The sequence below is a fragment of the Roseateles sp. genome (genome assembly GCF_036404855.1).
Lineage (GTDB): Bacteria > Pseudomonadota > Gammaproteobacteria > Burkholderiales > Burkholderiaceae_C > Pelomonas.
Window position 1 is genome coordinate 1 of record NZ_DASWYS010000074.1, and the last position, 13,129, is coordinate 13,129.

Annotated in this window: 12 protein-coding genes; 8 read left to right on the forward strand and 4 right to left on the reverse strand. The window is 68.1% G+C overall.

Going from position 1 to position 13,129, the window contains the following annotated elements; all coding sequences use genetic code 11:
- Together VGF12_RS05285 and VGF12_RS05290 are read left to right on the forward strand one after the other, a co-directional pair.
- Positions 1-1,326: M20/M25/M40 family metallo-hydrolase (locus VGF12_RS05285; protein ID WP_331174997.1), on the forward strand; the 1,326-nt coding region annotated here is incomplete at its 5' end.
- A 9-nt stretch (positions 1,327-1,335) separates the two neighbouring features.
- Complete coding sequence (locus tag VGF12_RS05290; RefSeq protein WP_331174998.1) at positions 1,336-2,292, forward strand: LysR family transcriptional regulator; 957 nt, start codon at positions 1,336-1,338, stop codon at positions 2,290-2,292.
- Here VGF12_RS05290 and VGF12_RS05295 read toward each other — a convergent pair.
- Positions 2,279-2,830 (reverse strand): hypothetical protein, encoded by a 552-nt coding sequence (locus VGF12_RS05295; protein WP_331174999.1) that lies wholly within the window; start codon positions 2,828-2,830, stop codon positions 2,279-2,281. The genes VGF12_RS05290 and VGF12_RS05295 overlap by 14 nt on opposite strands.
- Before the next feature lie 127 nt (positions 2,831-2,957).
- Between VGF12_RS05295 and VGF12_RS05300 the strand changes: the two genes are divergently transcribed.
- The 3 genes from VGF12_RS05300 (at position 2,958) to rsmA (ending at position 7,496) form a co-directional block, all read left to right on the forward strand.
- On the forward strand, positions 2,958-5,288 hold the full coding sequence (locus tag VGF12_RS05300; protein ID WP_331175000.1) for an LPS-assembly protein LptD: 2,331 nt from the start codon (positions 2,958-2,960) through the stop codon (positions 5,286-5,288).
- Positions 5,285-6,583: a peptidylprolyl isomerase gene (locus VGF12_RS05305; protein ID WP_331175001.1), complete on the forward strand. Its 1,299-nt coding sequence runs from the start codon at positions 5,285-5,287 to the stop codon at positions 6,581-6,583. The genes VGF12_RS05300 and VGF12_RS05305 overlap by 4 nt, the downstream gene beginning before the upstream one ends.
- Before the next feature lie 142 nt (positions 6,584-6,725).
- On the forward strand, positions 6,726-7,496 hold the full coding sequence (rsmA, locus tag VGF12_RS05310) for a 16S rRNA (adenine(1518)-N(6)/adenine(1519)-N(6))-dimethyltransferase RsmA (protein WP_331175002.1): 771 nt from the start codon (positions 6,726-6,728) through the stop codon (positions 7,494-7,496).
- A 218-nt stretch (positions 7,497-7,714) separates the two neighbouring features.
- Here the strand turns inward: rsmA and VGF12_RS05315 are convergent, their stop codons facing one another.
- From VGF12_RS05315 to VGF12_RS05325, 3 genes are all read right to left on the reverse strand, one after another.
- Positions 7,715-8,110: a barstar family protein gene (locus VGF12_RS05315; protein WP_056268781.1), complete on the reverse strand. Its 396-nt coding sequence runs from the start codon at positions 8,108-8,110 to the stop codon at positions 7,715-7,717.
- 49 nt (positions 8,111-8,159) lie between these two features.
- Positions 8,160-8,471 (reverse strand): ribonuclease, encoded by a 312-nt coding sequence (locus VGF12_RS05320; RefSeq protein ID WP_331175007.1) that lies wholly within the window; start codon positions 8,469-8,471, stop codon positions 8,160-8,162.
- A gap of 359 nt (positions 8,472-8,830) precedes the next feature.
- The gene (locus VGF12_RS05325; protein ID WP_331175003.1) at positions 8,831-11,128 is read right to left on the reverse strand and encodes an NADP-dependent malic enzyme; all 2,298 of its coding nucleotides are present in this window, start codon (positions 11,126-11,128) and stop codon (positions 8,831-8,833) included.
- Positions 11,129-11,219: 91 nt separating this feature from the next.
- Here VGF12_RS05325 and thiL point away from each other — a divergent pair, with 91 nt between their 5' ends.
- The 3 genes from thiL to VGF12_RS05340 all read left to right on the forward strand — a co-directional run.
- Complete coding sequence (gene thiL, locus VGF12_RS05330; protein WP_331175004.1) at positions 11,220-12,158, forward strand: thiamine-phosphate kinase; 939 nt, start codon at positions 11,220-11,222, stop codon at positions 12,156-12,158.
- Entirely contained in the window at positions 12,155-12,727 is a 573-nt protein-coding gene (locus tag VGF12_RS05335; RefSeq protein ID WP_331175005.1) for a phosphatidylglycerophosphatase A, read from the forward strand. The genes thiL and VGF12_RS05335 overlap by 4 nt, the downstream gene beginning before the upstream one ends.
- A 4-nt stretch (positions 12,728-12,731) precedes the next feature.
- On the forward strand, positions 12,732-13,129 hold a 398-nt coding region (locus VGF12_RS05340), incomplete at its 3' end, for a CinA family protein (RefSeq protein WP_331175006.1).

Here is a 13,129-nt window from a genome sequence, read left to right on the forward strand (position 1 = left end):
TGGGCGGCGAACGGCCACATCGACAAGGTGCTGACCCAGGCCGCCGCCTGGGTGGAGAGCAAGAAGGTCGCCGGGCTGAAGCTGGAGGTCATCCGCATCCCGGGCCGCACGCCGGTCATCTTCTTCGAGGTGCCGTCCACCAAGCCCGGCTCGGACGACACCGTGGTGCTGTACGGCCACCTGGACAAGCAGCCCGAGTTCAGCGGCTGGCGCAGCGACCTCGGCCCGTGGACGCCCAAGTACGAGAACGGCCTGCTTTACGGCCGTGGCGGCGCGGATGACGGCTACGCTGTCTATGCGTCGCTGACTGCCATCATGGCGCTGGACCAGCAGGGCATCCCGCGCCCACGCTGCGTGGGCGTCATCGAGACCTGCGAGGAGAGCGGCAGCTTTGACCTGCCGGCCTACATCGACCTGCTCAAGCCGCGCCTGGGCAATGTGTCGCTGGTGGTCTGCCTGGACTCCGGCGCCGGCAACTACGACCAGCTGTGGCTGACAACCTCGCTGCGCGGCATGGTGTCCGGCGTGCTGAAGGTGGAGGTGCTGACCGAAGGCATCCACAGTGGCGATGCCTCGGGCGCTGTGCCATCCAGCTTCCGCATCCTGCGCCAGGTGCTGGACCGGCTGGAGGACAGCAAGACGGGGCGACTGCTCCCGGAGAGCTTCCACTGCGAGATCCCAGGCGCACGCCTGGAGCAGGCCCGCGCGACTGCGGCCATCCTGAAGGACGAGGTCTACAAGCGCATGCCCTGGGCCTGCGGGGCGGATGGTGGCCCGGTGCTGCCGGTGACGACCGATCCGGTCGAGGTGCTGCTGAACCGCACCTGGCGGCCCACGCTTTCGGTTGTCGGCGCGGACGGGTTTCCGGAGCTGAAGAATGCCGGCAACGTGTTGCGGCCGTACACGGCCTTCAAGCTCAGCCTGCGCCTGCCGCCGCTGATCGACGGCAATGCCGCAGCGCTGGAGCTGAAGGCCCTGCTGGAAGACAACGCGCCCTACAACGCGAAGGTCAGCTTCGTGCCCGATGGCCGCGCCGGTGCCTTCGGCGCCACGGGCTGGAACACGCCGGACCTGACACCCTGGCTGAGCCAGGCGCTCAACGATGCGAGCCTCGCCCACTTCGGCGCGCCGGTCGGCTACATCGGCCAGGGCGGCACCATCCCTCTGATGAGCATGCTGCAGAAGGGTTTTCCGGCAGCGCAGATGATGGTCTGCGGCGTGCTCGGTCCCAAGAGCAACGCCCACGGCCCGAACGAGTTCCTGCACGTGCCCTATGGCAAGCGGCTGACGGCCGCCGTCGCCCAGGTGATGGCGGCGCATCCCTGATCGAGAAGGATGGATCAGCTCCGCGCCATCAAGGTTTTCGTCCGCGTCATCGACGAGGGCAGCTTCGCCGCCGCGGCACGGGCGCTGGATCTGGCGCCGGCCGTTGTCACCCGCCTCGTGGCCGAATTGGAGGACCACCTCGGCACGCGGCTGCTGAACCGCACGACACGGCGGTTGTCGCTGACCGAGATAGGCGAGGCGTACCTGGAACGAGCACGGCGCATCCTGGCCGACGTGGACGAGGCCGCGGCCCTGGCCGCATCGGCCACCCAGGAGGTGCGCGGCCTGCTGCGCGTGCTGTGCCCGCCGGCCATCGCGGTGCATCAGTTGGCCAAGCATCTGCCCAAGTTCCACCGCGCCTATCCGCTGGTGACGCTGGAGATCGCCTCACCCGGCCCCGTCGAGACCGTGGGCGACGGCTACGACCTCACCATCTTCCTGTCCCGCGAGCTGCTGGATGGCGACTTCATCGCCCGCCGTCTGGCCCGCAGCGAGTTCATCCTGTGCGCCGCACCCGACTATCTCGACCACCGCGGCCGGCCCCAGCACCCCAGTGAGCTGAAGAAGCATGACGCGCTGCTGCCGCCGACGCCCTCGCTGATGCGGGGCCTGACGCTGCAGCGCGGCGACGGCGCCGAGGAGATCACGCTGCCCATCGTGCCGTCGCGCGCGACGCTGTCGACGACGCACATGGACACCAACTACGCCGCCGCCCTGCACGGACTTGGCGTGGCCGGCCTGCCCAGCTTCATGGTGGAGGACGCGCTGCTTGAGCAGGCGCTGGAGCGGGTCATGCCGCAGTGGCGCCTGTTCAGCACGACGCTCTGGGCCGGCATGCCGACGCGCAAGTACGTGCCCGCGCGCACCCGGGCTTTCCTCGACTTCCTGCTGGAAATCTTCGGCGGCGAGGACAAGGACCCCTGGCTGGTGGCGGCCGGCTGCGCAACCTGCCCTAGCGCAGGCTGAAGCCCAGCTCGAAGAATTCAGGGAAGCGCGCCTCCATCGCCCGCTTCAGTGGCGCCAGCGCGACGTAGCGCGAAGCGGTCTTGACGATGTAGGCCAGCAGCCGGCGTTGTTCCGGATGGTCCCCGCCCAGCAGCACCAGGTGCTGGCGCAGCGCACTCCATTCCAGCCGGCGCCAATACTCGCCGAAGTCGGCCGCAAGCGCCTCATCGAGCAACCCGTCCGCGCGGCTGGCCTCCCAGTGGCGCACGGCCCAATCGATTTCCTGAGCCTCATCCCAGGCCAGCTCGGGCGCACGCAGCAGCGCGGCGATGCGGTCGGTGGCGGCACCTTCCGGGGCGTCGTCGAGCAGGCGCTTCAGCACGGCGTCCAGGCCGGTGTCGGCAATGCGGTGCAGGCCTGCGCGCAGCGCGGCCTCATCGGCCGGGATGGCCGCGGCGGGGTGGGCGCGCAATTCGGCGCACGCCGCCCGCATCAGGCGGTCTGCGTCTTCGGGATGGGCTTGCAAGTCCTGGATCAGGGCGGAGTTCGGCAGCATCATTGGGTGAAAGCCCTCGTGGATAATCAAATTCTAAGAACCGCCGGCCCCGGCATCCTCACCGACTCCGAGCCTTCCGCTGCCTGTGTCGCGCTCGCCCCGCCTTTTCCGCCCCGCCCCGCTGCCCCCGTTGATCGCCCTGGCCCTGTGCGCCTGGGGCGAGGCCTCGGCACAGCAAGCCACCGACGCCGCACTGCCGCTGCGCGGCAGCCGGGTACTGGTCGCGCCGTCCAAGCCGGGACCAGCCAAGCCGGCCCTGGTCATCACCGCCGGCCAGCTGTCGGCCCAGGTGGACCAGCAGGCGCAGGGGCGCGACGGCGTCGAGCTGCGCTACGGCGAGCTGGTGATGAACACCGACAAGCTCGATTACCGCGTCGTCGACGACTTCGCGCGCGCTGAGGGCGACGTCCGCATCAACCACAACGGCAATGTCTTCACCGGGCCGCTGCTGCAGCTCTACGTGAGCCGTTTTGAGGGCGAGTTCCTGACGCCCCGGTTCCTGCTCGCCGCGACCGGCGGCGCCGGCAAGGCCAAAGTGCTGAAGTTCCAGGACAGCGAGCACATGAGCGCCACCGAGGGCAGCTACAGCAGCTGCCCGGCGGTGGAGAACCAGGAGCCGGCCTGGCAGATCACCGCCAAGCAACTGCGCCTGGATCTGGCCGCCAACGAGGGTGAGGCTGACGGCGCGGTGCTGCGCTTCCTGGGCGTCCCCATCCTGGCCGCGCCGTCCATGACCTTCCCGCTCAGCTCTGAGCGCAAGTCGGGCTGGCTGCCGCCCAACATCTTCCTGGACAACCGCGGCGGCCTCGAGACCGGGGTGCCCTACTACTGGAACATCGCGCCGCAGCGGGACGCGACGTTCACGCCCTTCATGATGACCAAGCGAGGCGTGGGTCTGGACAGCGAGTTCCGCTACCTGGAGCCCGGGCACGCCGGCCGCATCAACGTCGATCTGCTGCCCAGCGACCGCGTGTTCGGCGCCTCGCGCTGGAGCGTCAAGTTCAACAACGACGGCAACTTCGGCGACTGGCGCTACCGGCTCCGCAGCGAGCGTGTCTCCGACGACGACTACTGGAAGGACATGTCGCGCCGTGTCGAGAGCCAGACGCCGCGGCTCATGGCCAGCGACTTCAATATCAGCCGCCACCGGGAGCTGTCCTGGGGCGCGATCGACACCTACGCCCGCGTACAGCGCTGGCAAGCGTTGCAGGGCACGGACACGACAGCGCAGTTCGACTCGCCATACCAGCGCAGCCCGCAGATCGGCGCACGCATGACGACGGCGGCCGACGAGGCCGTGCTGGACAGCTTCCGCCCCTGGGGTCGCAAGGCGCGGCTGGAGGGCGGGCTGGAGCTGGAGTACAACCGCTTTGACCTGCCCGGCTCTGCGCGCCCGGGCCAGACCAGCGGCGGTCAGCGCGTACACGCGCTGGGCCATGTGGCTGCACCGCTGGGCGGCGAAGCCTGGTGGTTCATTCCGCGCGCCTCCTTCAACGCCGCGGCCTATGACCTGGACCGCCCGCAGGCCGACGGCCGCCGCCGCATGGGCCGCGTCATCCCGACGCTGAGCATCGACCACGGTTGGGTCTTTGAGCGCGACACGACGCTGTTCGGCCGCGACTACCGCCAGAGCCTGGAGCCGCGGCTGTTCTACGTGAACACGCCTTTCCGCGACCAGAGCAACCTGCCCAACTTCGACTCGGCGGCCAAGGACTTCAACTTCGACTCCATCTATACGGACAACCCCTTCTCGGGCGTGGACCGGGTGTCGGACCTGCATGCCCTGAGTGCGGGCGTGACCAGCCGCTGGGTTGGCGCGACGTCGGGCGAGGAGATCCTGCGCCTGGGCGCCGTCCAGCGTTTCCTGTTCCGCGACCAAAGGATCACGCCCGACGGCCAGCCCCCGGTCACGCAGCGCTTCTCCGACCTGCTGCTGGCCGCCGCAGCACACCTGGACGAGAAGTGGTGGGCCGACGGCACGCTGGAGTTCAATCCTGAGATCAACCGCTCGGTGCGCTCCGTGCTCAGGGCACGCTATTCGCCCGGGCCATTCAAGACGGTCAGCGTCGCCTACCGGCTGGCGCGGGCGCAGAGCGAACAGGTCGAGCTGGCCTGGCAATGGCCGCTCTACGGCAGCCCCGTGACCTCGCGCGGCGCCGACAGCAAGTCCTGCGGCGGCGCCTGGTACAGCGCCGGGCGCGTGCAGTACTCGCTGCGAGACCGCCGCCTGACGGACTCCGTAGTCGGCTTCGAGTACGACGCCGGCTGCTGGGTGCTGCGCTGGGGCGTCGAGCGCCTGTCCACCGGCCGGGCCGAAACCAACACGCGGCTGATGCTGCAGCTGGAACTGGTCGGCCTGTCGCAGCTGGGTTCGAACGCCCTCAAGGTCTTGAAGGACAATGTCCCCGGTTACCGCAGGCTGAGCTCCGATCGCTCGCCGAGTTCAGACTTCCAACCATGATGCATCGCCTCGCTCCCCTTGTTCTGGCCCTGGCCGCCTTTTCCGCCTCGGCCCAGACGCCCACGCTGCAGCCGGGGGACTACATCGCCGCCGTCGTCAACCAGGACGTCGTCGCTGCGAGCGAGGTCATCCAGCGCACCGAGCGGCTGCGCCAGGAGGCCCGCCAGAAGGGCGAGGTCATGCCCGAGACCACGGGCCTGCGCAAGCAGGCACTGGACGCACTGATCGAGGATCGTGTCCTCGTCACCTATGCCCGAGAGAACGGGCCGCGCGTGGACGAGGCCGAACTGGACCGCGTCGTCGCCAACGTGGCCGCGCAGAACAAGCTGACGATGGAGCAGCTGCGCGAACGCCTCAAGCAGGACGGCACTGACTACAAGAGCTTCCGCGAGAACCTGCGCGACCAGATGATGACCGAACGCGTGCGCGAGCGCGAGGTGCAGGGCCGCATCAAGGTCACTGATGCCGAGATCGACGCCTATCTGGACAAAAAGCGCGACGATCTGGCCAGCGGGGGCATGATCAACTTGGCCCAGGTGCTGGTGACCGTGCCCGATGGGGCCGCCGACAGCGTTGTGGCCGAACGCCGCGCACGCGCTGAGGCGGCGCTGGCCCGGATCAAGGGCGGCGAGGACTTCGCCAAGGTCGCCCGAGAGGTCTCGGAGGACGGCAACAAGGCCCGCGGCGGCGAGATCGGCATGCGCCCGGCGGACCGTTTGCCCGACATCTTCGTTCATGCCGTCCGCGGCCTGAAGAACGGCGAGGTCGCACCGGAGCTGCTGCGCAGCGGCGCGGGCTTCCACATCCTGCGGGTCGTCGAGCGCCAGGGCGGCGCTTCGCTGACGCAAAGCCTGCAGACCCACGCCCGCCACATCCTGCTGCGCCCCTCGGCCCAGCTCACGGCGGAAATCGCCGCACGGCGACTGGCAGAGATGAAGCGCCAGATCGAGAGTGGCCAGGCCAAGTTCGAGGACGTCGCCAAGGCCAATTCCGAGGATGGCAGCGCCCCCGCGGGCGGCGACCTGGGCTGGATGGGCGCCGGCGGCTTCGTGCCCGAATTCGAGGAGGCGATGAACGCGCTGCCGCTGAACGGCATCTCCGGTCCCGTCGTGTCGCGATTCGGCGTGCACCTGATCCAGGTGCTGGAGCGCCGCACCGTCGAGGTCGAGATGAAGCAACTGCGCGACCAAGCCCGCGGCGCGCTGCGCGAGCAGAAGTATGACGAGGCCTACCAGGAGTGGGTCAAGGACCTGCGCACCAAGGCCTTCGTCGAAGTGCGCGAATGGCTGGACTGATTCCTCCCCTGCGCGCTGCGCGCGCCGCTTCATGGGCATGGGGACCTTGCCAGCGGTCCCGCGGAGCCGGTTCCGCGGCAGTCGCCCGAGGGCTGGCAGGGCATGGCTCGCCAGGCAATAGCGACGGGGCCTCGGGCACTGCATGAAGTCGCATATCCCGCGTAAGCGTTTTGGTCAGCATTTCCTGACCGACGTCGCACTGATCGACGCCATCGTCGACCTGATCGACCCGCAGCCCGGTGACACGCTGGTCGAGATCGGCCCCGGCCTGGGCGCAATGACGCTGCCGCTGCTCGAGCGGCGCAAGCCGCTGACCGTCATCGAGCTGGACCGCGACCTCGCCGCCCGGCTGCGCAAGCGCGACGACGTCGAGGTCATCGAGTCCGACGTGCTCAAGGTGGACTTCAAGTCCCTGGCCGCCGCCAAAGGCACCCGGCTGCGTGTCGTCGGCAACCTGCCCTACAACATCTCCACGCCCATCCTCTTCCATCTGCTGGATGCCGTGAACGACATCGTCGACCAGCACTTCATGCTGCAGAAGGAAGTGGTAGACCGCATGGCCGCCGGGCCGGGCGGCAAAGACTATGGCCGCCTCAGCGTCATGCTCCAGTGGCGCTACGACATCGAATCGGTGCTGGACGTGCCGCCCGAGTCCTTCGACCCCCCGCCGCGCGTGGACTCGGCGATTGTGCGCATGCAGCCGCTGAAGACGCCGCCGGCCCTGAATCCCGCCCTGCTGGGCGAACTGGTGACCAGCGCCTTCTCGCAGCGCCGCAAGCTGCTGCGACACAGCCTGGGCAAGTGGCTGGCCGAGCGCGCCTACACGGGCCACTTCGACCTGCAACGGCGGGCCGAGGAAGTGCCGGTCGACGAGTTCGTCGCGCTGGCCCTGGAGATCCAGCCGCAGAAATGAGAACGGGACCCGAGGGTCCCGTTCTTCGTTCGAGCGCTCAGGACGGCATCACGCCGCGTTGAGCCACATCGAGGTATCGAAGGCGCTGCACATCATCGGCATGTTCACGCCGAAATTCGGATTGCCAATCGTCGACTTCGCGCTCTTAGGCGCAGGCTTTTCAACCACCGGGGCCACCTCAGCAGCCCGCTCCCATGACCCGTTTTCTTGGGAGCGGGCTACTGAAAAGAATAGAAACACCGGAAGGCGATCTTCCTGTCGGCCCAGTAGTCGGCCGTGTCGCGGAAGACATCGAGCAGTTGCTCGCGGGCCTCTCGGTCGAAACGCACGTTGTCAGGCAGCTGTTCCAGCACGACGACAAAGCCGGGCTGGGAACCGGCCTTGTGGACGAGGTCGGTCATGCAGTCATGCAGGGCGTCCAGGTTCTTGCCGAAATGCGCCGGGAACAGAAAGGCCTGCGCAATGCCATCGAGCACGTCCTGCTTGGACTGCGCCTCCGACAGGTTGGCATACAGGAAATGCTGGCCCGCCTCTTGAGCGGCCTGCATCAAGTCCTCGACTCGGTAGGCCCGTATGGCCTGCACGATATTGGGACGGACGGTCTGCAAAAGCATGGTCACGTTCCTCCTTTCAAGTCACAAAACTGCTTCGATCCCTCGACTCTCACCGGGCCGCCCCATCGCGGATGCGCTTGAAGCTGGCATAGTGATCGTCGGTGTAGTAACAGGCCTCTGGCTTCGTCGGCGGCGTGCCGCCGCAGACGATGCGGCGGGCGCCACGCGTGCGTGCGCCAGGGGTCTTGACCGTGTATTCGCGGTAGAAGCCGCGAGCCTTGCGGGGCAGCAGGCGCTCGCGATTGCCGAACACCACGCCGTCCTTGGCATAGAGAAACGGGCCGCCAGCGAGAATCAGCCGGTGCGTTTCCTGAGCCTGGCCGGGCAGCTCGCTCAGCTGGACTTCAGCCAGAGCGGGCATTGCGGTGGAGATCCCATTGCTGGGCGCTTCCTTGGCTTGCGCGCCGCCGGCCAGGCCGGTGAGCAGCAGGGCGGAGAGTGCCGCCGAGGCGCCAAAGCGCGCCAGCCACGAGAGCAAAAACACGGGTTTACCCTGAACGAAAAGCCGTAATGGTACCGAAGGGGCCCAAAAAGCTCAAGCCGGACCCCGCTGTCGAAGTCCGGAACTGAGCAATGTGAGTGAACGCCCACATTTCCACAAAGGGTTGTTTTTTATAGTGTCATGACGGCTTCATGACGCAGTTTTCGATGTGAAAACTTCTGTCAATTGGGGAAGCCAGGGCGCCCCGGCCCTGTTCCCCCATGGAACCACGCGGGCCCTCAGGCGCGGGCGGCGTTGGCGTCGGCGACGGTCAAGGCCGTCATGTTGACGATGCGCCGCACGGTCGCGGACGGCGTCAGCACATGCACCGGCTTGGCGGCGCCGAGCAGCACCGGACCGATGGCGATGCCACCGCCGGCCGCCGTCTTCAGCAGGTTGTAGGAAATGTTGGCGGCGTCGATGTTGGGCAGCACCAGCAGGTTGGCCTCCCCACTCAGCGGGCTGTGCGGCATGATCTGACGGCGGTACGCGGCGTCCAGCGCAGTGTCGCCGTGCATCTCGCCATCGACCTCGAGCCATGGTGCCAGTTGCTGGATCAGTCCCAGCGTATCGCGCATCTTCACGGCCGAAGGCTTGTCGCTGGTGCCGAAATTGCTGTGCGACAGCAGCGCTGCCTTGGGCACCAGGCCGAAGCGGCACATCTCCTGAGCCGCCATGATGGTGATCTCGGCCAGTTGCTCGGCGCTGGGGTCGTAGTTGACGTGGGTGTCGACCAGCATGACCTGGCGGCCCGGCAAGATCAGCCCGTTCATGCAGGCATAGGTCTTCACGCCAGCGCGTCGACCGATGACCTGGTCGATGTAGTGCAGGTGCGTGGCGGTCGTGCCCCAGGTGCCGCACAGCATGCCATCCACCTCACCCTTGTGAAGCAGCATGGAGCTGATCAGCGTCAGACGTCGGCGCATCTCGATCTTGGCGAGCTGCTGCGTCACGCCCTTGCGCTCGGTCATGCGCAGATAGGTCTGCCAGTAGTCGCGGTAGCGCTCGTCGTGCTCGACGTTCACGACGTCGTAGTCGCGGCCCTGCTGCAGGCGCAGGCCGAAGCGCTCGCAGCGCTCGGCGATGACGGCGGGACGGCCCACCAGCGTCGGGCGGGCGAGGCCCTCGTCAACAACCACCTGGGCCGCGCGCAGCACCCGCTCTTCCTCACCCTCGGCATAGGCAACGCGCTTGTTGGGCGCACGCTTGGCCGCAGTGAAGATGGGCTTCATCGTGTTGCCCGAGGCGTAGACGAAGCTCTGCAGCTTCTCCCGGTAGGCATCCCAGTCGGCAATGGGCCGGGCTGCAACGCCGGAATCCATGGCCGCCTGGGCCACGGCCGGTGCGATGCGCATCATCAGCCGCGGGTCGAAAGGCTTGGGGATCAGATATTCGGGGCCGAAGCTCAGTGTGGCGCCGGCATAGGCCGCGGCGACCACCTCGCTCTGCTCGGCCTGCGCCAACTCGGCGATGGCCCGCACGGCCGCAATCTCCATCTCGACGTTGATGGTCGTCGCTCCCGAATCCAGCGCGCCGCGGAAGATGTAGGGGAAGCACAGGACATTGTTGACCTGGTTGGGATAATCCGTGCGGCCCGTGGCCATGATGGCGTCGTCGCGCACGGCCTTGACCTCCTCGGGCAGGATCTCCGGCGTCGGGTTGGCCAGCGCGAAAATCAGCGGCTTGGCGGCCATGGTCGCGACCATGTCGGCCTTCAGCACGCCACCGGCCGACAGGCCCAGGAAGACGTCGGCTCCCTGGATGACCTCGCGCAGCGAGCGTGCGTCGGTCTTCTGTGCGAACTCGGCCTTGTCCGGGTCCATCAGCTCTGTGCGCCCCTCGTAGACGACGCCAGCCAGGTCGGTGACGAAGATGTTCTGGCGCGGCAGTCCGAGCTTGACGAGCAGGTTAAGGCAGGCCAGCGCCGCAGCGCCGGCGCCCGAGGTGACCAGCTTGACGTCCTTGACGTCCTTGCCGACGACCTTCAGGCCGTTCAGGAAGGCCGCGCCGACGACGATGGCAGTGCCGTGCTGGTCGTCGTGGAAGACCGGGATCTTCATGCGCTCGCGCAGCTTGCGCTCGACGTAGAAGCAGTCCGGCGCCTTGATGTCCTCGAGGTTGATGCCGCCGAACGTCGGCTCCAGCGCCGCGATGCAGTCCACCAGCTTGTCGAGGTCGCGCTCGTTGACCTCCAGGTCGAAGACGTCAATGCCGGCGAACTTCTTGAACAGCACGCCCTTGCCTTCCATGACGGGCTTGGACGCGAGGGGTCCGATGTCACCCAGGCCCAGCACCGCGGTGCCGTTGGTGACGACGGCCACGAGATTGCCGCGCGAGGTGTAGCGGAAGGCGTTGGCCGGGTCGGCCACGATCTCCTCGCAGGCCGCCGCCACGCCGGGCGAGTAAGCCAGTGCCAGGTCACGCTGGTTGACCAGGGACTTGGTCGCCGCGATGGCGATCTTGCCGGGGGTCGGGAACTCGTGATATTCGAGAGCGGCCTGACGGAGTTGGGCGCGTTTTTCTTCTGAGCTGGGCATGGCGGGGATCGCAAGGAGGCCGACGGGTTGGGAATCATGCCACTGCAGCCGCCTCGGGTCGGTGTGGATCCCCACAAGGTCTAATCGTGGCATGGGCGAGTTCGATCTGATCCGGCGCTACTTCCAGCGCCTTCCCGGTAGCGGCGTCGAGGTGGGGGTGGGCGACGACTGCGCCGTCCTCGTACCCACGCCGGGTGCACGCTGGCTGGTTTCCAGCGACATGCTGGTCGAGGGCCGGCATTTCCTGTCAACCGTTGATCCGGCACGGCTGGGCCACAAGGCGCTCGCCGTCAACCTCAGCGACCTGGCCGCCTGCGGCGCGACGCCACGAGGCTTCACATTGGCCCTCGCACTGCCGCGCGTCGACGAAGCCTGGCTGACGGAATTCGCGCGCGGCCTCTGGGCCCTGGCCGAGGCCAGCGGCTGCCCGCTGATCGGCGGCGACACGACACAGGGGCCGCTCAACCTCTGCATCACCGTCTTCGGCGAGGCCCCGCCTGGCCAGGCGTTGCTGCGCAGCGGTGCGCGGGTGGGCGACGAGGTCTGGGTATCCGGCCGGCTGGGTGATGCGCGCCTGGCGCTGGAGGTGTTCCGCGGCACGGTGGTGCTGGAAGGCACGGGCTTCGAGCAGGTTCGCGCCTCAATGGAATGCCCGACGCCGCGCGTGGCCCTGGGCCAGGCCCTGCGCGGCATCGCAACTGCTGCCGTGGACGTTTCCGATGGCCTGCTCGGTGACCTCGGCCACATACTGGCCGCCTCGAGCGTCGGTGCGCAGCTGGACGTCGACGCGCTGCCACGCAGCGCCGTGCTGGCCGCGCAACCGATGGCGCTGCAACATCAATGCCTGCTGGCCGGAGGGGACGACTACGAGCTGATCTTCACGGCGCCCCCCGGTGCATCCATGCCCGACGTGGGCGTCGCGCTGACGCGCATCGGCCGCATCGAGGCCGAGCCGGGCCTGCGCGTCATCGACGCGCGCGGTGCATCCATCGACCACGGCCTGCGCGGCTACGACCACTTCAAATCATGAGCACCTCTGCCCCCCCCGAGGAGTGCGGCACGGAGGGTCCGGCGCCCCGCGCACCCGTTCGCCCCACCCCAGGCTTCATGCTGCGCCATCCGGCGCGCTGGATCGCACTGGGTTTTGGCAGCGGCCTGGCACCGAAGGCGCCCGGCACTGTCGGCACGCTGTGGTCGTGGCTGGTGTTCGTCGTCATCGCGCCATGGATGAACGACCTGTCCTGGGCGCTGCTGATCGGCGGCGGCACCGTCATCGGCTGGTGGGCCTGCACGCGCACGGCGCGCGACTTGAACACGCCTGATCCCGGCGCCATCGTCTGGGACGAGGTGCTGGCCTTCTGGCTCATCCTCTGGCTGATCGCGCCGGCCGGCTTCATCGGCCAACTTGCCGCCTTCGGCCTGTTCCGCTTTTTCGACGCAGCCAAGCCGGGGCCGGTGGGCTGGGCCGACCGGCTCTTCAAGGGCGAACGCGGCGCACCGGTCAGCTGGGCGCAGGGCTTCGGCATCCTGTTCGACGACTTCGTCGCTGCCGGCTGTACGCTCGTCGCCATCGCGCTTTGGCGCTACTTCATGGGGTGATGCCATGTTCGCCAACGACCTCGAGCTGATCGACCGCATCGCCGTCGCCTTGATGCAGCGGCGCGAACGCATCGGCACGGCGGAGAGCTGCACCGGCGGCCTCATTGCCGCAGCCTGCACCAGCCTGGCAGGCTCCAGCCAGTGGTTCGAACGCGGCGTCGTCAGCTACAGCAACGAGGCCAAGGCCGAACTGCTGGGCGTGCCCAAGGGCCTGATCGCGCTGCATGGCGCCGTCAGCGCCGAGGTGGCCGAGCACATGGCGCGCGGCCTGCTGGCTCACGCGCCGCTGGACTGGGCGCTGTCGGTCACCGGCATCGCTGGCCCCACGGGCGGCAGCGAGGCCAAGCCGGTCGGCACGGTCTGGCTGGCCCTGGTGCACGCCGGCCGGCCGGCGCGGGTTTG

Coding starts and splice junctions, on each gene's coding strand:
- VGF12_RS05325 (WP_331175003.1), bottom strand. CDS start 11,128: ATGCCCAGCTCAGAAGAAAAACGCGCCCAACTCCGTCAGGCCGCTCTC.
- VGF12_RS05295 (WP_331174999.1), bottom strand. CDS start 2,830: ATGATGCTGCCGAACTCCGCCCTGATCCAGGACTTGCAAGCCCATCCC.
- thiL (WP_331175004.1), top strand. CDS start 11,220: ATGGGCGAGTTCGATCTGATCCGGCGCTACTTCCAGCGCCTTCCCGGT.
- VGF12_RS05305 (WP_331175001.1), top strand. CDS start 5,285: ATGATGCATCGCCTCGCTCCCCTTGTTCTGGCCCTGGCCGCCTTTTCC.
- VGF12_RS05315 (WP_056268781.1), bottom strand. CDS start 8,110: ATGCTTTTGCAGACCGTCCGTCCCAATATCGTGCAGGCCATACGGGCC.
- VGF12_RS05335 (WP_331175005.1), top strand. CDS start 12,155: ATGAGCACCTCTGCCCCCCCCGAGGAGTGCGGCACGGAGGGTCCGGCG.
- VGF12_RS05320 (WP_331175007.1), bottom strand. CDS start 8,471: ATGCCCGCTCTGGCTGAAGTCCAGCTGAGCGAGCTGCCCGGCCAGGCT.
- rsmA (WP_331175002.1), top strand. CDS start 6,726: ATGAAGTCGCATATCCCGCGTAAGCGTTTTGGTCAGCATTTCCTGACC.
- VGF12_RS05290 (WP_331174998.1), top strand. CDS start 1,336: ATGGATCAGCTCCGCGCCATCAAGGTTTTCGTCCGCGTCATCGACGAG.